General features: G+C 67.4%; 20 protein-coding genes. 9 read left to right on the top strand and 11 right to left on the bottom strand.

Annotated elements, in window-relative coordinates; genetic code table 11:
• Window position 1: 1 nt before the first annotated feature.
• Complete coding sequence (locus tag RCH22_RS05665) at window positions 2-310, bottom strand: hypothetical protein (protein ID WP_327013115.1); 309 nt, start codon at window positions 308-310, stop codon at window positions 2-4.
• 572 nt (window positions 311-882) lie between these two features.
• On the opposite strand from RCH22_RS05665, the gene RCH22_RS05660 reads away from it, so the two are divergent.
• From RCH22_RS05660 to RCH22_RS05650, 3 genes are all read left to right on the top strand, one after another.
• Complete coding sequence (locus RCH22_RS05660) at window positions 883-1,143, top strand: hypothetical protein (RefSeq protein ID WP_134448022.1); 261 nt, start codon at window positions 883-885, stop codon at window positions 1,141-1,143.
• 125 nt (window positions 1,144-1,268) lie between these two features.
• Window positions 1,269-1,979: a M50 family metallopeptidase gene (locus RCH22_RS05655; RefSeq protein ID WP_327013114.1), complete on the top strand. Its 711-nt coding sequence runs from the start codon at window positions 1,269-1,271 to the stop codon at window positions 1,977-1,979.
• 375 nt (window positions 1,980-2,354) lie between these two features.
• Window positions 2,355-2,666, top strand: coding sequence for a hypothetical protein (locus tag RCH22_RS05650; protein ID WP_327013113.1), 312 nt, complete (start codon window positions 2,355-2,357; stop codon window positions 2,664-2,666).
• A gap of 103 nt (window positions 2,667-2,769) precedes the next feature.
• Here the strand turns inward: RCH22_RS05650 and RCH22_RS05645 are convergent, their stop codons facing one another.
• The 4 genes from RCH22_RS05645 to zapE form a co-directional block, all read right to left on the bottom strand.
• Window positions 2,770-3,492: a DUF2071 domain-containing protein gene (locus RCH22_RS05645; RefSeq protein ID WP_327013112.1), complete on the bottom strand. Its 723-nt coding sequence runs from the start codon at window positions 3,490-3,492 to the stop codon at window positions 2,770-2,772.
• 4 nt (window positions 3,493-3,496) lie between these two features.
• A complete protein-coding gene (locus RCH22_RS05640; protein ID WP_327013111.1) occupies window positions 3,497-4,003 on the bottom strand; it encodes a type II toxin-antitoxin system PemK/MazF family toxin in 507 nt (168 codons plus the stop codon).
• 177 nt (window positions 4,004-4,180) lie between these two features.
• On the bottom strand, window positions 4,181-5,446 hold the full coding sequence (locus RCH22_RS05635; protein ID WP_327013110.1) for an ammonium transporter: 1,266 nt from the start codon (window positions 5,444-5,446) through the stop codon (window positions 4,181-4,183).
• A 290-nt stretch (window positions 5,447-5,736) separates the two neighbouring features.
• Complete coding sequence (gene zapE, locus RCH22_RS05630) at window positions 5,737-6,795, bottom strand: cell division protein ZapE (RefSeq protein WP_327013109.1); 1,059 nt, start codon at window positions 6,793-6,795, stop codon at window positions 5,737-5,739.
• A gap of 186 nt (window positions 6,796-6,981) precedes the next feature.
• Between zapE and RCH22_RS05625 the strand changes: the two genes are divergently transcribed.
• Both RCH22_RS05625 and RCH22_RS05620 read left to right on the top strand, forming a co-directional pair.
• On the top strand, window positions 6,982-7,884 hold the full coding sequence (locus RCH22_RS05625; protein WP_327013108.1) for a sulfurtransferase: 903 nt from the start codon (window positions 6,982-6,984) through the stop codon (window positions 7,882-7,884).
• A gap of 20 nt (window positions 7,885-7,904) precedes the next feature.
• Complete coding sequence (locus tag RCH22_RS05620) at window positions 7,905-8,339, top strand: SufE family protein (RefSeq protein ID WP_327013107.1); 435 nt, start codon at window positions 7,905-7,907, stop codon at window positions 8,337-8,339.
• Window positions 8,340-8,344: 5 nt separating this feature from the next.
• Here RCH22_RS05620 and RCH22_RS05615 read toward each other — a convergent pair whose 3' ends face one another.
• Window positions 8,345-9,574 (bottom strand): alpha/beta fold hydrolase, encoded by a 1,230-nt coding sequence (locus tag RCH22_RS05615; RefSeq protein ID WP_327013106.1) that lies wholly within the window; start codon window positions 9,572-9,574, stop codon window positions 8,345-8,347.
• 63 nt (window positions 9,575-9,637) lie between these two features.
• Between RCH22_RS05615 and RCH22_RS05610 the strand changes: the two genes are divergently transcribed.
• The 4 genes from RCH22_RS05610 to RCH22_RS05595 all read left to right on the top strand — a co-directional run bounded on the left by RCH22_RS05610 (window position 9,638) and on the right by RCH22_RS05595 (window position 14,887).
• The gene (locus RCH22_RS05610) at window positions 9,638-10,228 is read left to right on the top strand and encodes a DUF3000 domain-containing protein (protein WP_327013105.1); all 591 of its coding nucleotides are present in this window, start codon (window positions 9,638-9,640) and stop codon (window positions 10,226-10,228) included.
• Window positions 10,221-11,417 carry an HRDC domain-containing protein gene (locus RCH22_RS05605; RefSeq protein ID WP_327013104.1) on the top strand — a complete coding sequence of 399 codons (1,197 nt, stop codon included), beginning with the start codon at window positions 10,221-10,223 and terminating at the stop codon, window positions 11,415-11,417. The genes RCH22_RS05610 and RCH22_RS05605 overlap by 8 nt, the downstream gene beginning before the upstream one ends.
• A gap of 77 nt (window positions 11,418-11,494) precedes the next feature.
• The gene (locus tag RCH22_RS05600) at window positions 11,495-12,694 is read left to right on the top strand and encodes a thiolase family protein (protein WP_327013103.1); all 1,200 of its coding nucleotides are present in this window, start codon (window positions 11,495-11,497) and stop codon (window positions 12,692-12,694) included.
• 3 nt (window positions 12,695-12,697) lie between these two features.
• Window positions 12,698-14,887, top strand: coding sequence for a 3-hydroxyacyl-CoA dehydrogenase NAD-binding domain-containing protein (locus RCH22_RS05595; RefSeq protein ID WP_327013102.1), 2,190 nt, complete (start codon window positions 12,698-12,700; stop codon window positions 14,885-14,887).
• Here RCH22_RS05595 and RCH22_RS05590 read toward each other — a convergent pair.
• The 5 genes from RCH22_RS05590 to RCH22_RS05570 form a co-directional block, all read right to left on the bottom strand.
• On the bottom strand, window positions 14,877-15,854 hold the full coding sequence (locus tag RCH22_RS05590; RefSeq protein WP_327013101.1) for an aldo/keto reductase: 978 nt from the start codon (window positions 15,852-15,854) through the stop codon (window positions 14,877-14,879). The genes RCH22_RS05595 and RCH22_RS05590 overlap by 11 nt on opposite strands.
• 114 nt (window positions 15,855-15,968) lie before the next feature.
• Window positions 15,969-16,886, bottom strand: a complete 918-nt coding sequence (locus RCH22_RS05585) for an NAD-dependent epimerase/dehydratase family protein (protein ID WP_327013100.1) — start codon at window positions 16,884-16,886, stop codon at window positions 15,969-15,971.
• A gap of 55 nt (window positions 16,887-16,941) precedes the next feature.
• Window positions 16,942-18,897 (bottom strand): 1-deoxy-D-xylulose-5-phosphate synthase, encoded by a 1,956-nt coding sequence (dxs, locus tag RCH22_RS05580; protein ID WP_327013099.1) that lies wholly within the window; start codon window positions 18,895-18,897, stop codon window positions 16,942-16,944.
• 111 nt (window positions 18,898-19,008) lie between these two features.
• Window positions 19,009-21,828 (bottom strand): aconitate hydratase AcnA, encoded by a 2,820-nt coding sequence (gene acnA, locus RCH22_RS05575; protein ID WP_327013098.1) that lies wholly within the window; start codon window positions 21,826-21,828, stop codon window positions 19,009-19,011.
• Window positions 21,829-22,015: 187 nt separating this feature from the next.
• On the bottom strand, window positions 22,016-24,397 hold the full coding sequence (locus RCH22_RS05570) for an HAD-IC family P-type ATPase (RefSeq protein ID WP_327013097.1): 2,382 nt from the start codon (window positions 24,395-24,397) through the stop codon (window positions 22,016-22,018).
• Between the last annotated feature and the right edge of the window lie 19 nt (window positions 24,398-24,416).

Below are 24,416 nucleotides of genomic sequence, written 5' to 3'. Positions count from 1 at the left end.
TCTATGCGCGGTGACGCGGAGCGCTGGGCTCAGGCACCGGCCATTGGTTGTAGGCGAATACCCCCGCACGATGGTCGTCGGTCTCCGTGAATTCCCAGGAGTAGGTCATGCGGGCGTCCCTGGCACGGTCCTCACGCCGAGGCGCGAGCTTCCGCATCTCCTGAATGTCGAGCACTTTGTAGACCCGCAGTGGAGCGTCCAGCTCTTCGATGAGCTCCCACTGGCGCGCCTGCAGTCCGCACCGCGCGGCAAAGCGCGAGGCCTCAGTGAGGGTGCCGGTCATGAGCAACTCTGGATTGAAAATGTCCATGACTGCTTCTATGCGCGGTGCGCGCAAACCACGGCAAGCACAAACATTTCACAAACACTCTCCTTTCAGAGAAGTGATTTCCAGTGATGTGGAGTGACCTCCCAACCGCGTAATTGCGCGGTTCTCTAGGCAGCCACCGGGGCCCGCGCTTCCTTCACACGGAAGAGGTCATCGGTTCGAGTCCGGTATCGCCCACTTCCACACACGACAAAAACCCCGCCGAAGCGGGGTTTTTTTGTACCCTCGTACTGGGGGGTCCAATCCCGCCAACCTGAGTGCGTCCTGTGCCAAGCTCTTCTTCAAGCCGAAGGACCATCCCATTGGATCCCCGGCCCAGCGAACCCTCCTTCGTCTTCATCACGAAAGAGCGCTGTACTCCCGTCCTGTTCCGTGAAGTGAACCGAGTCCCATCGTTCGCTTCCCGGGACTCGTGAACGCCGCACGGTGACGGCTGCGTTCGACCTGCCGCATGCACGTCTCGCGTCAGACCTCTGCGCGTCCGTCGTCGACCGTTCCAGACACCTCCCGGTAATCCCCCCAGCAGTAGTACAACAGCCAGAAAGGCTCCTCACATGACTTCCGTCGAAACCACAACGGCCACCCCCGGCAAGATCCTCGGCATTGTCGGGTTCATCCTCGCCTTCATTCCCTACCTCCAGCTGCCCGGCCTCATCGTGAGCATCATCGGCTTCAACCAGGCCAAGAAGGCCGGCGCGCCCAACGGCCTCGCCAAGGCCGGCATCATCCTGAGCGCCATCTTCCTCGTCCTGTTCGTGGTCATCCTTGTCGTCATCTTTTCTGTGGCAGCCGCCAACCCGACGCCCAGCGCCTAAGCACCCGGTTCAGCGCGTCCCGCTCCCCCTCAGGCCCCTGCCTTCAGGGGGAGCGGGACGTTTTCCATGTCCGGCGCGCAGGCTCTGGCAACGTCCGGATGGCCTCGCCGACCTAGTCTGTGAACATGGATCTACTGCTCGGCTTCTGGGAACGTGTCACGGCCAGGAATGATGTACTCCCCCTCATCCCCGCCTGGCTCGCCATCGCCGCCGCGGCCGCCATCGTGCTCGTCCCCGTGCTGTGGCGGGCCTGCAGGAATGTGGTCACCATCGCGCACGAGGGCGGCCACGCGCTCGTCGCGACCCTCGGCGGCCGGCAGCTCGACGGCATCCGGCTACACTCTGACACGTCGGGGCTCACCGTCAGCCGGGGCAAACCCCGCGGACTCGGAATGGTACTGACCCTGCTCGCCGGCTACTCCTCGCCCGCACTGCTCGGACTCGGTGCGGCCTGGCTCCTGAGCCTGGGGTATTCGGTCGGACTGCTCTGGCTCCTGCTCGCGGCCCTCGCCCTGCTTCTCATCCAGGTGCGCAACTGGTTCGGACTCTGGTCCGTGCTCGCGACGGCCACGGTGATCTTCGCGGTCACCTGGTTCGGTTCCGCGTTCATGCAGAGCGTCTTCGCCCTGCTCGTGACGGCATTCCTCCTGCTCGGCGCCGTACGCACGGTGCTTGAGCTTCAAGGATCACGCTCCCGCCGCGGCGGCACGGCCTCGGATGCCGACCAGCTCGCCCGCCTCACGCACGTCCCCGGCCTGCTCTGGGTGGGCGTCTTCCTCATCATCACGATCGCGTGTGCGGTGCTCGGCGCCGGTCTTGTCGGAATGGCCGGCTGAGCCGAAAACCACGTCGCGGCTTCGTCGACCGCAGGCCGCCGTGAGCGTCAAGAATCCTCCTTGCACTCTGAGCTTCAGCTGTGCCATGCTCGACCCAAGCCAGACAAGAACTACAGTTCCCGACGACTGACCCAGCGAGCCCTCCGGCGCATGAGTGCGACAGAGCGCATTTTCTTGTCCAGCATCGACCTCTCGGCTCAGCGCACACGACGCCTCCTGCTGCCGCTCGTTCTTCCTGCTGTCGCACGTCACCCGAGCAGTGTTCAGCCGGATCGGCACCCGACCGCCGTCCGGTTCCATCAGCCGCCGGGATCTCCTTGTACCCATTCGCCGCGCGCCCGTCCGGGTTCCGGCGCCCACAGAAAGGCCGTCCCCATGACGACTCCCGTAGCCTCCGCAGCCAACCCCGGCAAGACCCTCGGAATTGTCGGTCTCGTGCTCTCCATCGTCTCGTTGCAGCCGTTCGGGCTCATCGTCAGCATCGTCGGCCTCGTCAAGTCGAAGAAGTCCGGGCTCGGCAACGGCTTCGCCCTCGCGGGAATCATCATCAGTGTCGTCGGCATCATCGTCGTCGGCATCGTGATCGCTGTCGCGGTCAGCGCGGGCGTCAACCTTGCGGCATTCTGCACGGAGCACGGCGCAGGCGTTTTCGACAACAACGGAGTCACCGTCACCTGCGGGGCCTAGTCCCCCGGCTTCCCGACCGTCCAGCAGGACGCCCCTCGACCGTCAGCGGCGAGGGGCGTCCTGCTGGCTCCCCGCTCGGCCGCCGGACCGCCAGGGATACGGGTCAGCCCGTTCCGAAACGGGTCGTGACGCCCGGCGAATAGAGAACCGAATCCGGTACGCGCCCGCCGAGCGCCGGGAAGCCCGCCTCGGCCAGCAAAGTGTCGTCCAGGTGCACGAGCTCGGCCTGGACGAGCTCCCAGGGCTCGTGGTGGTTACGGAGGTAGACCGTGCGCCCCCTGGCGCGGGTGAATAGCGCCCAGCGCGCCGTGAGGAAGTCCGCGAGCGGGTCACCGGTCACCGGTTCCACCCCCGGCCTGACGACGATATCGGTCCTGGCCCGGCCTGCGAAGTACCGCAGGGAGGAATAGCGGTACTCGCCGGCCACGACGGCAAGCCGCGTCCGCGACCACATGTACGGAAGTGCGAACACGGCACGGGCCGCGAGCACCGCCGCGAGCCGCGACGCCTCGAGGGAAACGAAGACGACCCCGTGTCGCCCCCGTGCGTCGACGGCGTAGAGCCGGACGTTCACCTCCACGAAATTCCCGAAGTACGGAACGGGTGGGCTGCCCCAGATCGTGGCCCGATCCAGCACGAACGGGATGAGGCCCACCCAACTGCTGCCGTCGAATTCGTCGGGAACCAGACCGACGGGCAGGAGCGGTGCGACCTCGGCGGCCGGCACCCGCCAATGCACGAAGCAGAGGTGCGACCAGCGCTGGCTTGCAACAGCACGGCCGGCGAGGGGCGGCGCAATCGACGAGGACGGCTCACGGCTCGGCACGGTCCTAGTTCCAGCCGTAGCGGCCGCGCAGGACCGTCGCGATACGCCCGTAGCGCGCGGCATCGACCCGGGCTGCCTCACGACGCATGCCCGCTGGGTTCACCATGAAGACCCGGTCCACGTTGACCCAGCTAGGACGACCGCGCCTGTCCCAGTCGCCGACGCCGAGTGCCACGTAGTCGGGGTGCCCGGTTCGGTCCTTGCTCGTCAACTGGACGGCCAGCACGGCCCCCTTGCCCGCTTCGGCCACGACCACGACCGGGCGGTCTTTTCCTCGTCCGTCGCGCTCCTCGAAGGGAACCCAGGTCCAGACGATTTCTCCAGGGTCCGGACTCGTATTCCGGGTCGGCCGGTAGGCCAGTCGTACGTGACGGAGACTCCGCGGGTCGACTTCGACGGTCGCGCCCGCGCCGGTGCGACCAGGGCTCGGGATCGTCGAGCGGTCGCCGCGCGGCCTTGTCGGCGCGAAGAGTCGCCGCAGGGCGCTGAAGAAACCGTGGATGCCTGACACAGGCACACTGTATCGCACCCGATTCGTCAGACGCTGACGGGCGACTTCGCGGTCGGCATCCGCTCGGGCGCACGCACCGGATCGGACGAAAGAAGGGGCGCATCCGCGTGCCGCGGATGCGCCCCTTCTTGTTTCGGCTGGCTCTGGTTTCAGCTGCCCGTGTAGAGAAAATGCTGGTTAGACGGCGTCGAGCGCGTAGCCCTCTTCGCCGTGCACGATGGTGTCGACGCCGGCTACTTCGTCTTCGTTCGTGATGCGGAAACCGATCGTCTTCTGGATGACCCAGCCGATGGCGTATGCCAGGACGAAGGAGTAGATGCCGATACCGAAGGCTGCGAGGGCCTGGACGCCGAGCTGGTTGAAGCTGCCCGTCTGGAGGAGGCCGACGTTGTTGCCGACGACGCCGACGTAGAGCGTACCGATGATGCCGCCGACGAGGTGGATGCCCACGACGTCAAGGGAGTCGTCGAAGCCGAGCTTGAACTTCAGGTCGATCGCGACGGCACAGACGGCGCCGACGATGAGACCGAGCAGGATGCCCCACATCGGAGTCAGGATGTTACAGGCGGGGGTGATCGCGACGAGGCCTGCGACGGCGCCCGATGCCGCACCGATCATGGTCGGCTTGCCGTCCTTGATCTTCTCCACGATCAGCCAGCCGAGAATACCGGCGGCGGGTGCGGCGAGGGTGTTGATCCAGGCGAGGGCGGCGATGCCGTCAACGGCGGCTTCTGAACCCGCGTTGAAGCCGAACCAGCCGAACCACAGCAGCGCGGCACCGAGGAGGGTCAGCGGAACGTTGTGCGGCTTGGAGATGCCCTTCTTGAAGCCGACGCGCTTGCCGAGCACCAGGGCGAGGGCGAGGCCGGCCGCACCGGCGTTGATGTGCACCGCGGTGCCACCGGCGAAGTCATTGACCTTGAGGCCGGCAGGAGCCCAGCCGTCAGCGAGGTTGAACACCCAGTACGCGACCGGGAAGTAGACCACGGTGGCCCAGATGCCGGCGAAGATCATCCAGGCGCCGAACTTGGCGCGGTCGGCGATCGCGCCGGAGATGAGGGCGACGGTGATGATCGCGAAGGTGGCCTGGAATCCGGCGAACGCGAGGGCGTTCAGGTCGGGTCCGCCGTCGGCGCCGCTCGTGAGGAGTCCGTTCAGGCCGATCAGCTCGGACGGGTTTCCGAGCCAGCCGCCGATGAGCGGCGGTCCGAAGGACAGTCCGTAACCGTAGAGGACCCACAGCACACCGATCAGGCCCATGGCGCCGAAGCTCATCATCATCATGGAGATGACGCTCTTCGCCTTGACCATGCCGCCGTAGAAGAAGGCCACGCCCGGAGTCATCAGGAGGACGAGGGCTGCCGCGACGAGGAGCCACAGGGAATTGATGTTTGTGGTAAGTGCATCAGTCGTATCGTCCAGCAGGACCGACAGTTCAACCATGGATATGGTTACCTCTCTCTAACTAACAGGGATGACCGCCGACGTGCACAGGGTGAGCGTGAAGCGTGTATCGGCAGGTACAGAGACAGTGTGGAGTGCACACGTTTCCGCACACGCTCAGGGATGTTTCGACCGCGTTACGCGATTGCTGACCGTGTTAACATCGTGTTTCCTGACGCCCGGTATCTCCCGACTCCGCGTTTCCCGGCTTGACTCTGCCGCCGATTCGACCGGTCCGCGCCGGTAAACAGGCACGTCAGAGCCGTATTCGGCCGCGATGGATCCCGGGTTCAGTCGTGCGGCGGGAGCTCACCCGTTGTCAGTGCGACCATCCGCGACTGGGAGCGCTGGTACTTCTTCCGGTAGCCGCCCGCGAGCATCTCATCGTCGAACACCTCCGCGAGGGGCAAACCACTCGCGACGATCGGTATTTCGGCGTCGTAGACGCGATCGATGAAGGCGACCAGGCGCAGGGCATCCGTCTGGTCGGTCAACAGGTAGCTGTCGGTCAGGGCGATGACCTCGACGCCGGCGATCAGTTTGATGTACTTCGACGGATGCACCGTGCTGAGATGCCGGATCAGGGAACCGAAGTCGTCTTCCGTCACGTTCGCCCCCCTGGCCACGAGCGCCGCGACGAGCCGGTCGAGTTCGGGCACCTCGACGGCGACGGAGTGGCCTTCGATGTCGCGCCTGCGGTAGTCGAGCCCGTCGATGCGGAGGATTTCGAAGTTCGCGGACATGGCGCGAATCTCGCGAAGGAAGTCGATGGCCGCGAACCGGCCCTCACCGAGCGAATTCGGCGGCGTGTTGGAGGTCGCTGCGACCCGGGTGCCCGAGGCCACGAGCTCGCCGAGCAACCGCGTCATCAACATGGTGTCGCCCGGGTCGTCGAGTTCGAACTCGTCGATGCAGATGAGCTTCGCCCCGGAGAGCTGCCGGACCGCCGCAGCATAGCCGAGCGCCCCGACGAGGGCGGTGTATTCGATGAAGGTGCCGAAGTACTTGGGGCCCGGCGCGGAGTGCCACAGTGCAGCGAGAAGGTGGGTCTTCCCGACGCCGAACCCGCCGTCGAGGTAGATCCCCGGGAGTTGCGCAGGAGCCTTACGGGTACGTGAGAAGAATCCGCCGGGTCGCTGCGGTCGCGAGGCCTCGGCGAAGGCCGTGAGCCGGTCGACGGCCTCGAGCTGGGAGGGAAAGTTCACATCGGGCCGGTAGGACTCGAATGAGGCGTGCTCGAACTGGGGAGGCGGCACGAGTTCGGCGACGATTTCGGCCCCCGTGATCTCGGGAGAGCGTTCCGCGAGCCGATGCAGCCGACTGGGAGCCCGTGGCGCCTCTGGAACCATCGTGGAATACCCGTGTTTCTGTCTCGGTTGACCATATGGACTGCTTTTCGGACATTCGTGTTGAAGTATTTCACCACGAATGCGCGACCCGGCCGGACCGCGTACATTCGAAGCGCGGGCCGAAAGACCAGCCTAAACCGCGTTCAAATGATCCCGGGGCACAGCCCGGCCCCACTGGAGGTTCCCATGCCCGTCGATCTCGATCCGGATGCCAAGTTCGCCGCGTACGCTCATCCCGAACGGCTCGTCAGCACGGCCTGGCTGCGCGAACACCAGGGTGATGCCGGACTCACGGTCCTCGAGTCCGACGAGGACGTACTCCTGTATGAGAGCGGCCACATCCCCGGCGCCGTCAAGATCGACTGGCACACGGAACTCAATGACCCGATCCAGCGGGACTTCGTCGACAGCGCGGCCTTCGCGGCCGTCCTGGGTTCGAAGGGCATCGCGCGTGATTCCACCGTCGTGATCTACGGCGACAAGAACAACTGGTGGGCCGCGTACGCGCTCTGGGTGTTCTCTCTCTTCGGGCACGCCGACGTGCGCCTGCTCGACGGCGGCAGAGACAAGTGGATCGCAGAGGGCGGAGCCCTGACCCGCGAGGCCACGGAGGTCGCTGCCGCGGAGTACCCCCTCGTACCCCGCAACGACGCGCCGATCCGCGCCTTCAAGGACGACGTGCTCGCACACTTCGGCCGCCCGCTCATCGACGTCCGCTCCCCAGAGGAGTACACCGGGGAGCGCACCACGATGCCCGCATACCCGGAGGAAGGCGCCCTGCGCGGCGGTCACATCCCCTCTGCGGCTTCCCTGCCGTGGGCGCGCGCCGCGGCACCGGATGCGACCTTCAAGTCCCGCGCGGACCTCGAGGCGATCTACCGGGGCGAGGCGGGGCTCCGCGAGAACGATGCCGTGATCGCATACTGCCGGATCGGCGAGCGGTCGAGCCACACCTGGTTCGTGCTCACCCACCTGCTCGGATTCGAGGACGTGCGCAACTACGACGGTTCCTGGACGGAATGGGGCAACGCCGTGCGGGTCCCGATCCTCACGGGAGCCGCTGCCGGTACGGCCCCCGAACCCCGCTGAACCAGGACAGGATCTGATTGATGACCACCACCGAACTCCCCGCGAAACTGGCCGAGATCCAGGAAGACTTCCTCGAACTCGAACAGAAGGACCGTTTGCTCCTGCTGCTGGAGTTCGCCGATGATCTCCCCGAGCTTCCGAGCCGCTACCAGGAGCATCCCGACCTGCTCGAACGCGTCGTCGAGTGCCAGTCACCCGTGTTCATCTTCGTCGACGTCGACGACCAGGACGCGGTGCACCTGCACGCGACGGCGCCCAGGGAGTCCCCGACGACACGGGGATTCGCGTCGATCCTCGCGCAGGGCCTCGACGGCCTGTCTGTCGCCGAGGTGCTCGCCGTGCCGGACGACTACCCGCAGACCATCGGACTCACGCAGGCGGTCTCGCCGCTCCGCATCCGTGGCATGTCTGCGATGCTCGCCCGCACCAAGCGCACGCTGCGCGAGCGTCCCTGAGACCGCTATCCGGCCGGGTGGAGCGGATCATCAGGCTCGGCCGGTTCCGCCGGCGATTCGAGTTCGCCGAGCCAGGTCCCGATCGCCGCGTTCCATCCTTCCCTGTCGTAGTTCCAGAGTTTGGTGTGCCGCGCGACGGTGAACGGCAGAAAGGTCACGATGTCGGGGCGGCGAACCGCGAGGGCGCGCGACGGGCTCGAGGGCACGTAGCCGTCGTCATCGCTGTGCATCAGGAGCACGGGGAATTCGAGGTCGTCGGCGCGGGTCACGAAGTCGAGCCTGCGGAAGTCGATCGGGCTCGCCTGGCCGGTGAGGCGGCCGCCCCACCGCCGGCCGAGCACCTGCATGGCGCCCGTGGCAACGAGGCCGGGCAGGCGAAGCGTGCTGCCCTGGAACGCGACGACGTCTGCCCAGTCGATCACAGGCGAATCGAGAACGATGCCGGAGAGCAGGTGCGGGTACGCCGTGCGCGTCGCGGTCTGCAGCACGATCGCGCCGCCCATCGACCACCCCATCAGCACGATGCTCGTCGCGCCGCGAGCGGCCGCGAAACCGATCGCAGCATCGATATCGTGCCATTCGGTGTCCCCGAGTCCGTACCGGCCGTCGTCGCTTCCCGGCGCGTCGCCGTCGTTGCGATAGGAGACCAGGAGGCAGCTGTAGCCCCTGTCGTGGAACACAGGGACGGCCCGCAGGGTTTCCTGCCGTCGCACCCCCCGCCCGTGCACCTGGATCACCCAGCGACCGTCCGGCCGCTCGGCGGCGACCAGCCAGGCCGGGGCCTCGCCGACCTCCGTGTGCACCTGCACCTGCTCGAACGGGAGGCCGAGATCCCAGGGACCCAGATAGGAATACCCGCCGAGGCGGCCTCGGCGGGCCTCGCTCAGGTCCCCGTAGTCGATACGGGCGATCCGGCGGGTGACCGCCGTCTTCGTCACGCGGAGGATCTCACCGAGCTGGGCGTGCCCGGACTCGCGCTCGAACCAGAAGCTGTAGTCACCGGGCAACACGGAGTCCGGTGTCACCGCGAGGGTGATAGTCGAGGCCTCGAGATCGACGCCGAGAACGTCGGTGTCATCGGCGCGTGCGTCTGACGGCGTCACGATACGACGCGCCATCACGGCGGCCAGCACGCTCACTCCCGCCGCCACGACCGTGGCCGCGCCGGCAACCACGAGAGCCGTGACCGCGACGACCAGTCCGCCCGACGTCCCTGACCTCGATTTTTCCCGCACGCGTACCTCCGGCCGCCCGGCGTGCCTCACCGACCCGCCCGGAAAAAACTCTAGTCTGCAGACGTGCCCGAAACACAAGAACCACTCCCCCCGGAGTTCGCCGCTGCGCTCGCGGCCATCCGCAGAACGCACACCCGCACCGACCTGGTCCTCAGCGAAATCCCGGCACCCGGGAAGCTCGCCCCGCACGCCGTTGCCCTCTCCGCGGATATCGCCCCCTCACGCCACGGAGGCAACTCCGACCTCGGAACCGGCCGTTTCATCCTCCTCTATGACTCTGAGGAGCCGGAGGCCTGGGGCGGAGCATTCCGGGTGGTCTGCTTCGCGCAGGCTCCCCTCGAGACGGAGATCGGTATCGACCCTTTCCTCGCCGAAGTGGCCTGGGCCTGGCTGATCGATGCCCTCGACTCCCACGGAGCCCGATATACCGCGGCATCCGGAACCGCGACTAAGATTATTTCGTCGGGCTTCGGCGAACTTGCGAAGCAAGGCGACGGTGCGCAGATAGAGCTGCGTGCTTCGTGGACACCTGTGGACCACAATCTCACCGCTCACGTCGAAGGCTGGGGCGAATTGATCTGCATGCTCGCAGGTCTTCCCCCGATTGGCGAAGGAGTCAGCATGTTGTCCGCACGCCGAACTGGTCGTGGTTGATCACCGCGTGATCGATACGCGGGACGCCTATCTGGCGGCCACAGCTGCCCTCAGCGAGGGAACGGGACCGATCGGCATCGACGCCGAACGGGCATCCGGTTTCACATACTCGCAGCGCGCGTACCTGATCCAAATGTACCGGCGCGGTGCGGGAACCTTCCTGTTCGATCCGCCGGCGATCGGGGACTTCTCCGAGCTCAACGCGGCGATCGCGGGAGACGAATGGATCTTCCACGCCGCCAGTCAGGACCTCGCGTGCCTCAGGGAGGTCGGCCTCGACCCGCACATCATCTTCGACACCGAACTGGCCGCACGCCTTCTCGGCTTACCGCGGGTCGGCCTCGGCACGGTCGTAGAGGAACTCCTCGGCATCCATCTCGCCAAGGAGCATTCCGCGGCGAACTGGTCGACCAGGCCGCTCCCGGAGAGCTGGCTCGTCTACGGCGCCCTCGACGTCGAACTCCTCCCCGACCTGCGCGACCGCATGGTCGAGATGCTCGCCGCCGACGAGAAGACCCAGATCGCCGCCCAGGAATTCCAGGCGACGCTCGACCACGAGCCCAAGCCGATCAGCGCAGAGCCCTGGCGCAGGCTGTCCGGGGTGCATTCGATTCGTTCCCAGCGCAACCTCGCCGTCGCAAGGTCCCTCTGGCTCGCGCGCGACGACCTCGCCAGGCACCTCGACGTGTCGCCGGGGCGCCTCGTCCCCGACGCGTCGCTCGTCGCCGCAGCACGGGTGTTGCCGGCCAGCAGGCAGGCGCTCGCCGACCTCCGCGAGTTCAGCGGCCGCGCGAGCCGCAGCGAACTCGACAGGTGGTGGACCGCGATCCAGGACGGCATCCGCGCGACGGACCTTCCTTCCCTGCGCGGAACCGGGGACGCGCTCCCCCCGCCGCGGGCGTGGTCTGACCGGAATCCAGAGGCCGACCTGCGGTACAAGGCAGCGCGGCTGGCTCTCGGCCAGATCTCCGAGGCCTTCGCGATCCCAATCGAGAACCTCGTCACGCCGGACTTCGTGCGCCGGATCGCCTGGACGCCACCGGAGCCGATCGAAGTGGAATCCATCAGCGAGGCTCTCGCCGCCCTCGGCGCCCGGGACTGGCAAATTGAACTCACTGCACAACAGATCACGGCTGCCTTTGTCGAAGCCAACCAAAACATCGCCGTAACCGTCGAGGTCGATTCGTAGGATCCGTCCAAGGATTCGACCCGTCAATCGTGCCACCCTAGGATCAACCGACACCTGATCTGATTGATGGAGGCACCGTGGCCGAAAGAGCAGAAGTCGTGTTTGTGGATGGGGTTCGTACCCCGTTCGGACGCGCCGGCGAAAAGGGCATGTACTGGAACACCCGGGCGGATGATCTCGTGGTGAAGGCAATGATCGGCCTGCTGGAACGGAACCCGAAGGTTCCGGGGGAACGTATCGACGAGGTGGCAATCGCCGCGACGACGCAGTCGGGAGACCAGGGGCTCACCCTCGGTCGCACCGCGGCGCTGCTGGCCGGACTGCCGAAATCGGTGCCCGGATACGCGATCGACCGGATGTGCGCCGGTGCGATGACCGCCGTGACCACGGTCGGCGCTGCGATCGGCTTCGGGGCATACGACCTCGCCATCGCCGGCGGCGTCGAGCACATGGGGCGGCACCCGATGGGCTCCGGCGTCGACCCGAACCCGCGGTTCCTCTCCGAGCGGCTCGTCAGCGAGGACGCCCTGAACATGGGCTCGACCGCAGAGCGCATCCACGACCGCTTTCCCGAGTACACCAAGGACCGGTCGGACCGGTACGCACTGCGCAGCCAGCAGAAGGTGGCAGCGGCGTACTCGGCAGGCAAGATCCAGCCGGACCTGGTCTCCGTCGCCATTCGCAGCGAACAGGGCTGGGGGCTCGCGACCCGCGACGAGGCACCGCGCCCCGAGACTACCCTCGAAGGCCTCGCCACGCTGAAGACCCCGTTCCGGCCCTTCGGCCGGATCACGGCAGGCAACGCATCCGGGCTCAACGACGGCGCGAGCGCCTGCCTGCTCGCGAGCGGCGCCGCCGCCAAGGAGCTCGGCCTCGGCGTCAAGATGAAGCTCGTGAGCTTCGCCTTCGCGGGCGTCGAGCCTGAGGTCATGGGTCTCGGCCCGGTGCCGTCCACCGAGAAGGCTCTCCGCAAGGCCGGCCTCGGCATCACCGACATCGGACTCTTCGAGCTCAACGAGGCCTTCGCGGTCCAGGTCATCTCCTTCCTCGATCACTTCGGCATCGACGACGATGACCCCCGCGTCAACGAGTACGGCGGTGCGATCGCGATCGGCCACCCGCTCGCCTCCTCTGGCGTGCGCCTGATGAACCAGCTCGCGCACCAGTTCGCCGAACACCCCGAGGTCCGCTACGGCCTGACCGCCATGTGCATCGGCCTCGGGCAGGGCGGCACCGTCATCTGGGAAAACCCGCACTTCAATCGGAAGGCAAAGTAAGCGATGACCGAATACTCCGCACTCGATTTCTCCGAACTCGTCGCCCTCTCCGGTGACGAGGTCGTCACGCATTCCTTCGTGCGTGACGTCCCCCTGTCCGGGGCACGCACTCTCGCCCTGGTCACCCTGGACAACGGCAGGGACCACACCCGTCCGAATACCCTGGGTCCGGTCACCCTCCTCGAGTTCGCGGCCACCCTCGACGGTCTCGCCGAGCGGGCGGCACGCGGTGAGATCCACGGCGTCGCCGTCACGGGCAAGCCGTTCATCCTCGCCGCAGGCGCCGACCTCGGCAAGGTCAGCGAGATTCCCTCGCTCGCGACGGGCAAGCTGCTCGGTCAGCTCGGCCACCACGCCCTCGGGAAGCTCTCCACGCTCGGTGTGCCCTCGTTCGTCTTCATCAACGGGCTCGCACTCGGGGGCGGTCTTGAGATCGCCCTCAACGCCGATTACCGCACGGTCGACGCATCCGTCGCCGCCGTCGCCCTCCCCGAAGTGTCCCTCGGTTTGATTGCCGGCTGGGGAGGCTCCTACCTGCTGCCGAACCTGATCGGCATCGAGAACGCCCTCACCGTGATCATCTCGAACCCGCTCAAGAACCGGGTGCTCAAGGCCACCGACACCGTCGAGCTCGGCATCGCCGATGTGCTCTTCGGGTCCGCGGCATTCCTCGAGCATTCCATCGCCTGGGCAGACGGCGTCATCGCCGGCACGACGACGGTCACCCGGCCGAACAAGCCAGGCAAGATCGAGCGCCTCGTGAAGTGGGACGCCGCGATCGGAATCGCCAGGCGGATGCTCGAAAGCCGGATCGGGACTGTCGCGCTCTCACCGTATATCGCACTCGACCTGCTCAAGGCCGCCAAGAGCGGCACACGCGAGGAGGGCTTCGAGCGCGAGGACGATTCCCTCGCCGCGCTCATCGCCGGCGACCAGCTCCAGGCCAGCATCTATGCGTTCAACCTCGTGCAGAAGCGGGCCAAGCGCCCGGCCGGAGCGCCGGACAAGAAGCTCGCCCGCCCGATCACGAAGGTCGGCGTCATCGGTGCCGGCTTGATGGCGAGCCAGTTCGCGCTGTTGTTCGTTCGCCGCCTGCAGGTGCCCGTCGTCATCACGGACCTCGACCAGGCCCGCGTCGACAAGGGCGTCGCGTACATCCACGGCGAGATCGCGACCCTGCAGTCCAAGGGCCGCATCACCGCAGACGAGGGCAACCGACTCAGGGCGCTCGTGACGGGCACGACGGACAAGGCGAGCTTCTCCGACGCCGACTGGGTGATCGAGGCCGTGTTCGAAGAGCTCGGCGTCAAGCAGGATGTCTTCGCCGAGATCGAGAAGTACGTGTCGCCGGAGGCGATCCTCGCGACGAACACCTCGTCTCTCTCCGTCGAGCAGATCGGTGCGAAGCTCGCCCACCCCGAGCGCCTGGTCGGCTTCCACTTCTTCAATCCGGTCGCTGTGATGCCGCTCATCGAGGTCGTGAACACCCCGCAGACGAACGACACGACTCTCTCGACCGCGATGGTGATCGCAGGCAAGCTGAGGAAGAACGCCGTGATCACGCGCGACACCCCCGGCTTCGTGGTCAACCGCATCCTCGCGAAGCTCCTCGGCGAGGCCATGCACGCTGTCGACACCGGCACCCCGTTCGAGGTGGTCGACGGCGCGATCGCACCGTTCGGACTCCCGATGACGCCGTTCGAGCTCCTCGAACTCGTCGGGCTCAAGGTCGGAGCGCACGTCCTCGACACGCACCATGCCGCATTCCCCGACCGGTTCTTCGAGAGCGACAACCTGCACCGGCTCGCCGAGCACGGCAAGATCCTCGAGCGCGATGCCAAGGGCAAGGTCACAGGCTTCGACAAGACCGCGAAGAAGATCGTCGCCGGCGGCACGACGCCGATGACGGGCGAGGAGATCCTGCGACGCATTGAGGACGGACTCGCCGACGAGATCAAACGGATGCTTGACGACGACGTCGTGCACGCGGCGGAGGACATCGACTTGTGCGTGATCCTCGGGGCGGGCTGGCCGTTCCAGATGGGCGGGGCCACCCCGTACCTTGACAGGGTCGGCGCGAGCGAGCGCGTCTTCGGCGGCACGTTCCACACGCCGATGATCCGCGGAGTCTCCTCGGAGGTTCCCGTCGCCCTCGAGCGCCCGCTGCCCGCGGCGCCCCTGGTTACCGGTTGACCCCTGACATGTCGGCGTAGCGGTCGCCCGCGGGGGCGTCGAGCGCGCCGAGGGTGGCGAGCTGCGCTTCCGTGAGGATGAGGTCGCCGGCGGCGACGTTCTCCTCGACCCTGGCGACCCGCTTGGTCCCGGGGATCGGGGCGATGTCGTCGCCCTGGGCCAGCAGCCAGGCGAGCGCCACCTGGGCCGGAGTCGCGTCGAGTTCGGCGGCGACGGCATCCACCTGTTCGACGATGCGGATGTTGGCGGCCAGGTTCTCACCCTCGAACCGAGGGTTCGAGCGGCGGAAATCGCTCGCGTCAAGCTGGTCGAGTGAGCGGATGGTCCCGGTCAGGAAGCCGCGACCGAGCGGCGAGTATGGCACGAAGCCGATGCCGAGCTCGCGCAGGAGTGGGAGAAGCTCCTTCTCCGGGTCACGGCTCCACAGCGAGTATTCGGTCTGCAGGGCCGTCACGGGGTGTACGGCGTGCGCGCGGCGGATCGTGTCCGGTGCGGCCTCCGAGAGCCCGTAGTGGCCGATGACGCCCTCCTCGATGAGTTCGGCGAGGGCGCCGACGGTCTCCTCGACCGGGACGCCCGGGTCCATCCGGTGCTGGTAGTACAGGTCGATGTGGTCGGTTCCGAGTCGGGCCAGCGAGCCATGCACCGAAAGGCGCACGTTCTCGGGGCTGCCGTCGAGGCCCCTGCTTCCGTCGCCGCGGTGCAGGATGGTGCCGAACTTGGTCGCGACGACGACCTCGTCGCGCCGGTCGGCAAGAGCTTTTCCGAGGAGTTCTTCGTTGAGGTACGGTCCGTAGATCTCCGCGGTGTCGAAGAGCGTGACGCCGAGGTCGATCGCGCGGTGGATGGTGCGAATGGACTCCGCTTCGTCCATTCCGGCACCGGAGTAGAACGCGGACATGCCCATGCAGCCGAGTCCGAGCCGGGAGACGATGAGGCCGGTGCTGCCGAGAGTGATGTTCTTCATGCTGGGGAGAGCCTTTCCGATTCTGAATGGAGGGAGGTCACGTCGTCGACCTCGGGGATCGAGACCGTGCTGGGCGGGGTGGGCATGCTGCAACCCTAAAACCTCGAGGGCGGTTCAGGGATGACGGATGCCGACGCCGGCGAGGAGGGAACGGTACCCCTCCCGATAACTCGGGTAGGCGAAGCGGAAGCCGCTCGCGAGCAGCAGGGCGTTGCGACAGCGCTTGTCGCCGCCGCGAGGTCCGGGGGACGCCCGGCCCGCCCGCCCGACGGGACTCGCGGGACTGTCGGCCGATTCCCCCACCACTGTCGACGGGCGGCTCGCGACACCGACCGGATCGGGAACGCCGAGTTCTGCGGCGAGGAAGGCGAGGACGTCACGGCGCCGCGCGGGAAGGCTGTCCGCGCCGAGGTAGAGCGACGCGGGCTCCGCGGCGCCGGTCACGAGGTGCACGATGGCCGCGGCCGCGTCGTCCCTATGGATGCGGTTGGTGTGGCTGGACAGGCCCTCCGCAGAGCTCGTCCCTGCACGGACCTGGCCGATCAGGCGTTCCCGGCCGGGCCCGTAGATCCCGGCTAGCCGCAGCACGGTGGCGCCGGGCAGGCGGCCGCGCAGCAGGTCCTCGGCTTCGAGGAGCACGGCACCGGTCTCGGACGAAGGCACAGCGGGAGATCCCTCGTCGATCCAGCTCCCGTCGTCCACGCCGTACACGGCGGTCGAGGACACGAGCAGGAAACGGCTCGGTTCGACGCCCGCCGCATCGAGGGCGTCGAGGAGGTTCCGCAGGCCGTCGACGTAGGCGGTGCGGTAGGCATCCGCCGTCGGGCCGGCCGCGGCGATCGCGACGATCACGATGTCTGTATCGGCGGGGACCACGGGCCGCTCACGAGTGAGGTCGACGGCCTGGCCCTCGATCGCGACGGGGAGAACGCCCGACGACCTGCGCAGCCCGACGACGCGGTGTCCGAGTGCCGCAAGCCGCAGCCCGACCTCGGTGCCGAGATCGCCGCAGCCCGCGATCAGGACCGTCATCGGCATGCCCCGTCGCGCATGCGCAGTGCGGACGAGCCGGTCCAGGGTCGCCTGGTCACTCCGCGCGTCCGCCGCGCATCGTGATCGATCCCGTGTCCGTTCGATCGGCGGGGAGCGGCCGCGCGTGCGGGAGCTTGCTGCCGAGCACCATCGCCACGACGTCGCGCGCGATGTGCTGCGGCGTGAGGCCGACCCGTTCAAGGATCTCGGCTCGGGTGCCGTGGGCGAGGAATTCGTCGGGCAGTCCGAGTTCGGTGACGGCCGTGTCGACGCCGGCCTCGCGCAGGTCCTGGCGGATGCGCGTGCCGATTCCCCCGACCCGGATCCCGTCTTCGATGCTCACGACGAGACGGTGCTCCGCGGCGAGCCCGATCAGGCTCCGGGGCACAGGGACGACCCAGCGCGGGTCGATGACGGTCGCGCCGATCCCCTGAGCCGACAGGCGCCTGGCGACGTCGAGGCCCATGGCCGCCATCGGTCCGACCGTGACGATGAGCACGTCTTTCTGGGTCGATTCGAGCAGAACGTCGACGCCGTCGTCGAGGCGGGCCACGGCGTCGAACTCGACCCCGGTGCTGCCCTTCGGGAAACGCAGCACGGTCGGTCCGTCCTCGACGGCGATGGCCTCTCCGAGCTCCTCGCGGAGCCTGGTCGAGTCGCGCGGCGCAGCGAGACGGATGCCAGGGACGACCTGCAGGATGGCAAGGTCCCAGATCCCGTGGTGGCTCGGCCCGTCCGGGCCGGTCACGCCCGCCCGGTCGAGGACGAAGGTCACCCCGGCCTTGTGCAGGGCGACGTCCATCAGGACCTGGTCGAAGGCGCGGTTGATGAAGGTCGCGTACAGGGCGACGACGGGGTGCAACCCGCCGAACGCGAGGCCGGCGGCGCTCGTCACGGCGTGCTGTTCGGCGATGCCGACGTCGTGGACCCGGTTCGGAAACCGTTCCGCCATCCGGTGCAGTCCGGTCGGACGCAGCATGGCCGCCGTGATCCCGACGATCCGCGGGTTCTCCGTCGCGAGGTTCAGGAGTTCGTCGGCGAAGACAGAGGTCCAGGACGGCGCGCCGGGGGTCTCGGTCGACTCCCCCGTCTCCGGGTCGATCTGGCCGACCGCGTGGAACTGGTCTGCGGTATCCTGCATGGCAGGGTTGTAGCCCTTACCCTTCTGGGTGATCGTGTGCACAATCACCGGCGCACCGTAGTTCTTGGCCTGCTGGAGCGCCTCGAGCATCGCCTCCATATCGTGCCCGTCGACCGGGCCGATGTACTTGATGTCGAGGTTCGAGTACAGCGCCTCGTTGTTGGAGAATCGGGCGAGGAAGCCGTGCATCCCGCCGCGGACACCGCGGAAGAACGCACGGGCCGGTGCGCCCATGTTGTCGAAGGCGCGGCGGCTGCTCAGGTAGGCCGCGTGGTAGCTGCTGCGGGTGCGCACGGTGTTGAGGAACCTGGCCATGCCGCCGATCGTCGGCGCATAGGAGCGGCCGTTGTCGTTCACGACGATGATCAGGCGCCGGGTGTTGTCGTCGCTGATGTTGTTGAGCGCTTCCCAGGTCATCCCCCCGGTGAGCGCACCGTCCCCGACGACGGCGATCACGTGCCGGTCGCTCTGCCCGGTCATCTCGAAGGCGCGGGAGATGCCGTCAGCCCAGGACAGCGAGCTCGAGGCGTGCGAGCTCTCGACGATGTCGTGCACGGACTCCGAGCGCTGCGGGTACCCGGCAAGCCCATCCTGCTGGCGGAGGCCGCTGAAGTCCTGGCGGCCCGTCAGGAGCTTGTGCACATAGGACTGGTGCCCGGTGTCGAAGACGATCGCGTCCCGCGGCGACTCGAAGACGCGGTGGATGGCGATGGTCATCTCCACCACGCCGAGGTTCGGCCCGAGGTGCCCGCCGGTCTTGGAGACCTCGCTGACCAGGAAGCCGCGGATTTCCGCCGCGAGCTGGACCAGTTCGTCGAGCGAGAGGCGGTCGAGGTCACGCGGACCAGTTATGGTCTCCAGCAGGCTCATCGGCAATACCTTTCGAGTACGACGTCGCGGGCAGAAAGGAACCGGCGCGTAGCTTCAACAGGAGTTGAGTCTACGCGCCGGTCCCGAACGGTTACCCGGTAATCGTGCCGGTTACGCGACCAGTGAACGAAGAACGTACTGCAGGATGCCGCCGTTCCGGTAGTAGTCGGCCTCACCGGGCGTGTCGATGCGGACCACGGCGTCGAATTCGACGGTCGCCTTGCCCGCTGCCGAGTTCTCGCTCGGGGTCGCGGTCACGTGCACCGTCTTCGGGGTGACGCCGGCGTTGAGTTCCGTCAGGCCCGCGATCGAGACGATCTCGGTGCCGTCCAGTCCCAGGGACGCCCAGCTCTCGCCGGCCGGGAACTGCAGCGGGACGACGCCCATGCCGATCAGGTTCGAGCGGTGGATCCGCTCGAAGCTCTCGGTGATGACGGCCTTGACGCCCAGGAGGCTGGTTCCCTTGGCCGCCCAGTCCCTGGAGGAACCGGAGCCGTACTCCTTGCCGCCGAAGATCACGAGCGGGATGCCCGCGGCCTGGTAGTTCTGGCTCGCGTCGTAGATGAACGACTGCGGCGCGCCCGCGACGGTGAAGTCGCGGGTGTAGCCGCCCTCGACGTCGTCGAGGAGCTGGTTGCGCAGCCGAATATTAGCGAAGGTGCCGCGGATCATGACCTCGTGGTTGCCCCGGCGCGATCCGTAGGAGTTGAAGTCGCCGCGGGCGACCCCGTGCTCGACGAGGTACGCTCCGGCGGGGCTGTCGGCCTTGATGTTGCCGGCCGGGCTGATGTGGTCGGTCGTGACAGAGTCGCCGAGCTTCGCGAGCACCCGGGCGCCGACGATGTCGCTCACCGGCGTGGTCTCCAGCGTCATGCCGTCGAAGTACGGGGGCTTCCGCACGTAAGTGGACTCGCTGTCCCACTCGAAGACCTCGCTGTCGGGCGTCGGCAGGGAGCGCCAGCGCTCGTCGCCCTCGAAGACGGCGCCGTATTCCTTCGTGAACATCTCGGTGTCGATCGAACTGTCGATCGTCGACTGCACCTCGGCGGAGTCCGGCCAGATGTCCCTGAGGAACACCGGGTTGCCCTCGGTGTCGTCACCGAGCGCATCCGTCTCGAAGTCGAAGTTCATCGAACCGGCGAGGGCGTATGCGATCACGAGCGGCGGGCTCGCCAGGTAGTTCATCTTGACGTCCGGGCTGATCCTGCCCTCGAAGTTGCGATTGCCCGAGAGTACGGCCGTGACGGCGAGGTCGTTCTCGTTGATCGCGGCGGACACCTCGTCGATGAGCGGACCGGTATTGCCGATGCACACGGTGCAGCCGTAGCCGACGGTGTAGAAGCCGAGGGCTTCGAGGTCACCGGTGAGGCCGGCCTTCTCGTAGTAGTCCGTGACGACCTTGGAGCCCGGCGCGAGGGTCGTCTTGACCCACGGCTTGCTCGTGAGGCCCTTCCTGACGGCGTTGCGGGCGAGGAGTCCGGCCGCGAGCATGACGCTCGGGTTGGATGTGTTCGTGCACGATGTGATCGCGGCGACGGCGACGGCCCCGTGGTCGAGGGTGTAGCTCGCTCCCGCGGCGGTGTCGATCGCGACCGGGGTGGAGATGGTCCGGGGCGGGTGGCTCACGTGGGTGTGCGAGATCGCGTGGGCGCTTCTCTCGTCCTGAGCGGTGAACCCGATCGGGTCGGAGGCGGGGAAGGTAGCTTCGACGGCGGCATCGACCCGGGACAGGTCCTGGGTCGCGTAGCTCTGCAGGTCGGTCTCGAACTGGTCCTTGGCGCGGCTGAGCTCGACCCGGTCCTGCGGGCGCTTGGGCCCGGCGATCGAGGGGACGACGGTGCCGAGGTCGATCTCGAGGTACTCGCTGAAGACGGGCTCCCGGGCCGGGTCGTGCCAGAGACCCTGCAGCTTCGCGTATGCCTCGACGAGGGCGACCTGTTCCTCGCTGCGGCCGGTGAGGCGCAGGTAGCCGAGGGTGACATCGTCGATCGGGAACATGGCGGCGGTCGAGCCGAACTCGGGGCTCATGTTGCCGATGGTCGCCCGGTTGGCGAGGGGAACCTCCGCGACGCCCTCTCCGTAGAATTCGACGAATTTGCCGACCACGCCGTGCTTGCGGAGCATCTGCGTGATGGTGAGGACGACATCAGTCGCGGTGACGCCGGTCGGGATGGAGCCGGTGAGCTTGAAGCCGACGACCTTGGGGATGAGCATGGAGACGGGCTGGCCGAGCATGGCCGCCTCTGCCTCGATGCCGCCGACGCCCCAGCCGAGCACGCCGAGGCCGTTGACCATGGTCGTGTGCGAGTCGGTGCCGACGCAGGTGTCCGGGTAGGCCTGCAGCACGCCGTTGACGACGCGGGTCATCGTGACGCGAGCGAGGTATTCGATGTTGACCTGGTGCACGATGCCGGTTCCCGGCGGGACGACCTTGAAATCGTCGAAAGCGGTCTGGCCCCAGCGCAGGAACTGGTAGCGCTCGCCGTTGCGCTCGTATTCGATGTCGACGTTGCGCTCGAGGGCGTTCTCGCTACCGAAGAGGTCGGCGATGACCGAGTGGTCGATGACCAGTTCGGCGGGGGCGAGCGGGTTGATCTTGTTCGGGTCGCCGCCCAGCTCTGCGACGGCCTCGCGCATCGTTGCGAGGTCGACGATACAGGGCACGCCCGTGAAGTCCTGCATGATCACGCGGGCGGGCGTGAACTGGATCTCGGTGTCCGGTTCGCTCGTGGGAACCCAGGCGCCGAGGGCGCGGATGTGATCGGCCGTGATGTTGGCGCCGTCTTCGGTGCGGAGGAGGTTCTCCAGCAGCACCTTGAGACTGAACGGCAGCAATTTGTAACCCTGCACCGAGTCCAGGCGAAAGACCTCATAGTCTGTCGCTCCGACGCGGAGGGTGTCCTTGGCTCCAAAACTGTTTAACGCAGACACGATGCCCTCTCCTTTGTGGAAACTGACGGGAATCCGTCCGCAGTCCCCAATCCTGACGAACGGACCAGCGCAAGGCCAGCAAGGGTAACCTAACCGGCGGCGTCACCGAACGATATCACCGTCAAACTATCTTGACGTAGAGATAACTCTAGCAGGGAGCGACTGCCCGGTCTTCCCCTGGCCCGCCCTATTCGCGGTCGAAAACGAGACCGGTGCGCCGCGCATGCCGGTACATGAGTTCGATGGTCGCCGCTCCGAGCGCCCCGACGCCGATCCCGAAAAGCAATGGGAGGTCGAGGCGCACGTCGATGACAAAGAACGCCCGGGTGAACGGGATCGTGCACGCGAGCACCATCGCAGCGGCCATTCCCGTGACGAGGGCGAGGCGGGGACCGGTGAGTGGACGGGCGAGCACGCAGAGAATCCAGAGCGAGACGACGAAGAGGGCGATGGTCGTGACGCTCCGTGCCTCGTGGAGCGGGATCCTGCCGTAGACGAAGAGGAACGTCACGAGGGCCGTCGCTGCGGCGATGGCGCCTGTCGGCACGGCGTAGCGGACGATGCGGCGCAGGACCCCCGGTGTGTAGATCCGCCGGTTGGGCGCGAGCGCGAGCACGAAGGAGGGGATACCGATCGCGAGGCCGGAGACCAGCGTGAGCTGCCGGGGCAGGAACGGAAACGGCAAGGCGAGCAGGGAGGTCGTCAGGGCGATCAGGATGCCGTAGACCGTCTTGGACAGGAACAGGTTGGCGACGCGTTCGACGTTGGCGATGACCCTGCGACCGAGGCCGAGCACCTCGGGGAGGCGGTCGAAGCGGTTGTCGAGCAGGACGAGGCGCGAGGCCGCCTTCGTCGCAGGGGTCGCAGACCCCATCGCGATGCCGAGGTCGGCGTCCTTGATCGCCATCGCGTCGTTGACGCCGTCCCCCGTCATCGCGACCGTCCGCCCCTGTCCCTGCAGCAGGGCGACGGCCGTTCGCTTCTGCTCGGGGCTGACGCGTCCGAACAGGCTCGTCGTTTCCAGCGCGGCCGCGAGTGCTTCGTCATCGTCGAGATCTGCCGCGTTGACCGTCTCGCCGGCCACGCCGAGCCGGCGCGCGATCGCGGCGACAGTCACGGGGCTGTCCCCCGACATGACGATCACCCGCACCCCCTGCGTCGCGAAGTACCGCAGGGTCTCTGCCGCGTGTGGGCGCACCGATTCGCGGAACACCACGAGGCACACCGGTTCGAGGCTGGAATGCTCCGGATCGATCGCCGTGTCGAGGGGCGTCGTCCCGTCCAGGAGCACGAGCGCGAGGGTGCGGTGTCCCTCCGCGGCAATGAAGGATGCCGCGGCCAGCGATTCGGGGTGCCCCGCGAGCAGCCGCTCGGGGGCCCCGAAGAGCCACGACGAGCTGCCGCGCCCGGGAAGGTCGAGGGTGAGGCCGCTGAACTTGCGGGCGGAGCTGAACGGGAGCCGGGCGCCCACGACGGCCGGCCCCGGTTCGAAGTGCGGCCCGAGCACCCGCGCGGTGAGGTTCGCCGCGTCGTCCGTGCCGATCAGGCCGAGCACGAGCCGGGCATCCGCTTCGTGCGCCGCCGACTGCACGACGAGCCTGTCGAAGTCGAGCGTGCCGCTCGTGAGGGTGCCGGTCTTGTCGAGGCAGAGCACGTCCACCCGCGCGAGAACCTCGACGGCGGCGAGTTCCTCGATGAGGACCTTGTGCCTGGCCAGCTGGATGGCGGCGAGGCCGAAGGCGAGGCTGATCAGCAGGACGAGGCCCTCCGGGATCATGCCGACGACGCCGGCCACCGAGTCGCGGAGTGCGCTGCGCCACGGAGCGTCCGGCCCGGTGAAGAGGGCGTCGAGCCCGCCGTATGCCGCGATGCGCCCGATCAGGGTGAGGAGGATCACCGGGCCGAGCAGCCAGGACAGCAGTACGAGGATGCGGTTGGTCGCCGCCCGGAGCTCGGAGTGGACGAGGGAGTGCCGTTTGATCTCGGCGGTGAGCCGGTTCGCATACGAGGCAGCACCCACGAAGGTGAGCCGCGCGTAGCCGGAGCCGCCCGAGATGTACGAGCCGGACAGGAGTTCGTCGCCGACCACCTTGACGACCGGATCGGACTCCCCGGTGAGGAGGGACTCGTCCGCGACGAGGTCGTCTCCGTCGAGGACGACGGCGTCAGCGGGCACCTGATCGCCCGGCCGGAGGACGAGCACGTCGTCCTGGACGACCATGCCGAGCGGGACGATGCGCGCGAACCCATCGCGCTTGACCGCGACTTCGGGAACCGCGAGGAGCGCGAGCCGGTCGAGCACGAGCTTCGCACGGACCTCCTGAACGATCCCGATCAGCGCGTTCGCGACGACGACCAGGTAGAAGAGGCCGTCCCGGTAGTCGCCGAGCACGGCGACGGCAATGAAGCACACGGTCAGGATCGCGTTGAACAGGGTGAAGACGTTCTCCCGCAGGATGTCCGCCACCGTGCGCGACGTCGACTGCCGGACATCGTTGCCTCGACCGTCCGCGAGCCGCTCGGCGACCTCGGCGCCGCTCAGCCCATCGTGAACCCCCGCGCCGGTCATGAAGCTGCGCCGGTCACGA

Source organism: Cryobacterium sp. GrIS_2_6, assembly GCF_035984545.1.
Taxonomy (GTDB): domain Bacteria; phylum Actinomycetota; class Actinomycetes; order Actinomycetales; family Microbacteriaceae; genus Cryobacterium.
Note: the sequence above shows the minus strand (reverse complement) of the source record. Positions and strands in the feature narration are given on the sequence as shown.

Bases quoted from the DNA above. Each gene is read 5' to 3' on its own strand.
- RCH22_RS05665 (WP_327013115.1), bottom strand. From the start codon at position 310: ATGGACATTTTCAATCCAGAGTTGCTCATGACCGGCACCCTCACTGAG.
- RCH22_RS05660 (WP_134448022.1), top strand. From the start codon at position 883: ATGACTTCCGTCGAAACCACAACGGCCACCCCCGGCAAGATCCTCGGC.
- RCH22_RS05655 (WP_327013114.1), top strand. From the start codon at position 1,269: ATGGATCTACTGCTCGGCTTCTGGGAACGTGTCACGGCCAGGAATGAT.
- RCH22_RS05650 (WP_327013113.1), top strand. From the start codon at position 2,355: ATGACGACTCCCGTAGCCTCCGCAGCCAACCCCGGCAAGACCCTCGGA.
- RCH22_RS05635 (WP_327013110.1), bottom strand. From the start codon at position 5,446: ATGGTTGAACTGTCGGTCCTGCTGGACGATACGACTGATGCACTTACC.
- zapE (WP_327013109.1), bottom strand. From the start codon at position 6,795: ATGGTTCCAGAGGCGCCACGGGCTCCCAGTCGGCTGCATCGGCTCGCG.
- RCH22_RS05625 (WP_327013108.1), top strand. From the start codon at position 6,982: ATGCCCGTCGATCTCGATCCGGATGCCAAGTTCGCCGCGTACGCTCAT.
- RCH22_RS05620 (WP_327013107.1), top strand. From the start codon at position 7,905: ATGACCACCACCGAACTCCCCGCGAAACTGGCCGAGATCCAGGAAGAC.
- RCH22_RS05595 (WP_327013102.1), top strand. From the start codon at position 12,698: ATGACCGAATACTCCGCACTCGATTTCTCCGAACTCGTCGCCCTCTCC.
- RCH22_RS05590 (WP_327013101.1), bottom strand. From the start codon at position 15,854: ATGAAGAACATCACTCTCGGCAGCACCGGCCTCATCGTCTCCCGGCTC.
- RCH22_RS05585 (WP_327013100.1), bottom strand. From the start codon at position 16,886: ATGACGGTCCTGATCGCGGGCTGCGGCGATCTCGGCACCGAGGTCGGG.
- dxs (WP_327013099.1), bottom strand. From the start codon at position 18,897: ATGAGCCTGCTGGAGACCATAACTGGTCCGCGTGACCTCGACCGCCTC.
- RCH22_RS05570 (WP_327013097.1), bottom strand. From the start codon at position 24,397: ATGACCGGCGCGGGGGTTCACGATGGGCTGAGCGGCGCCGAGGTCGCC.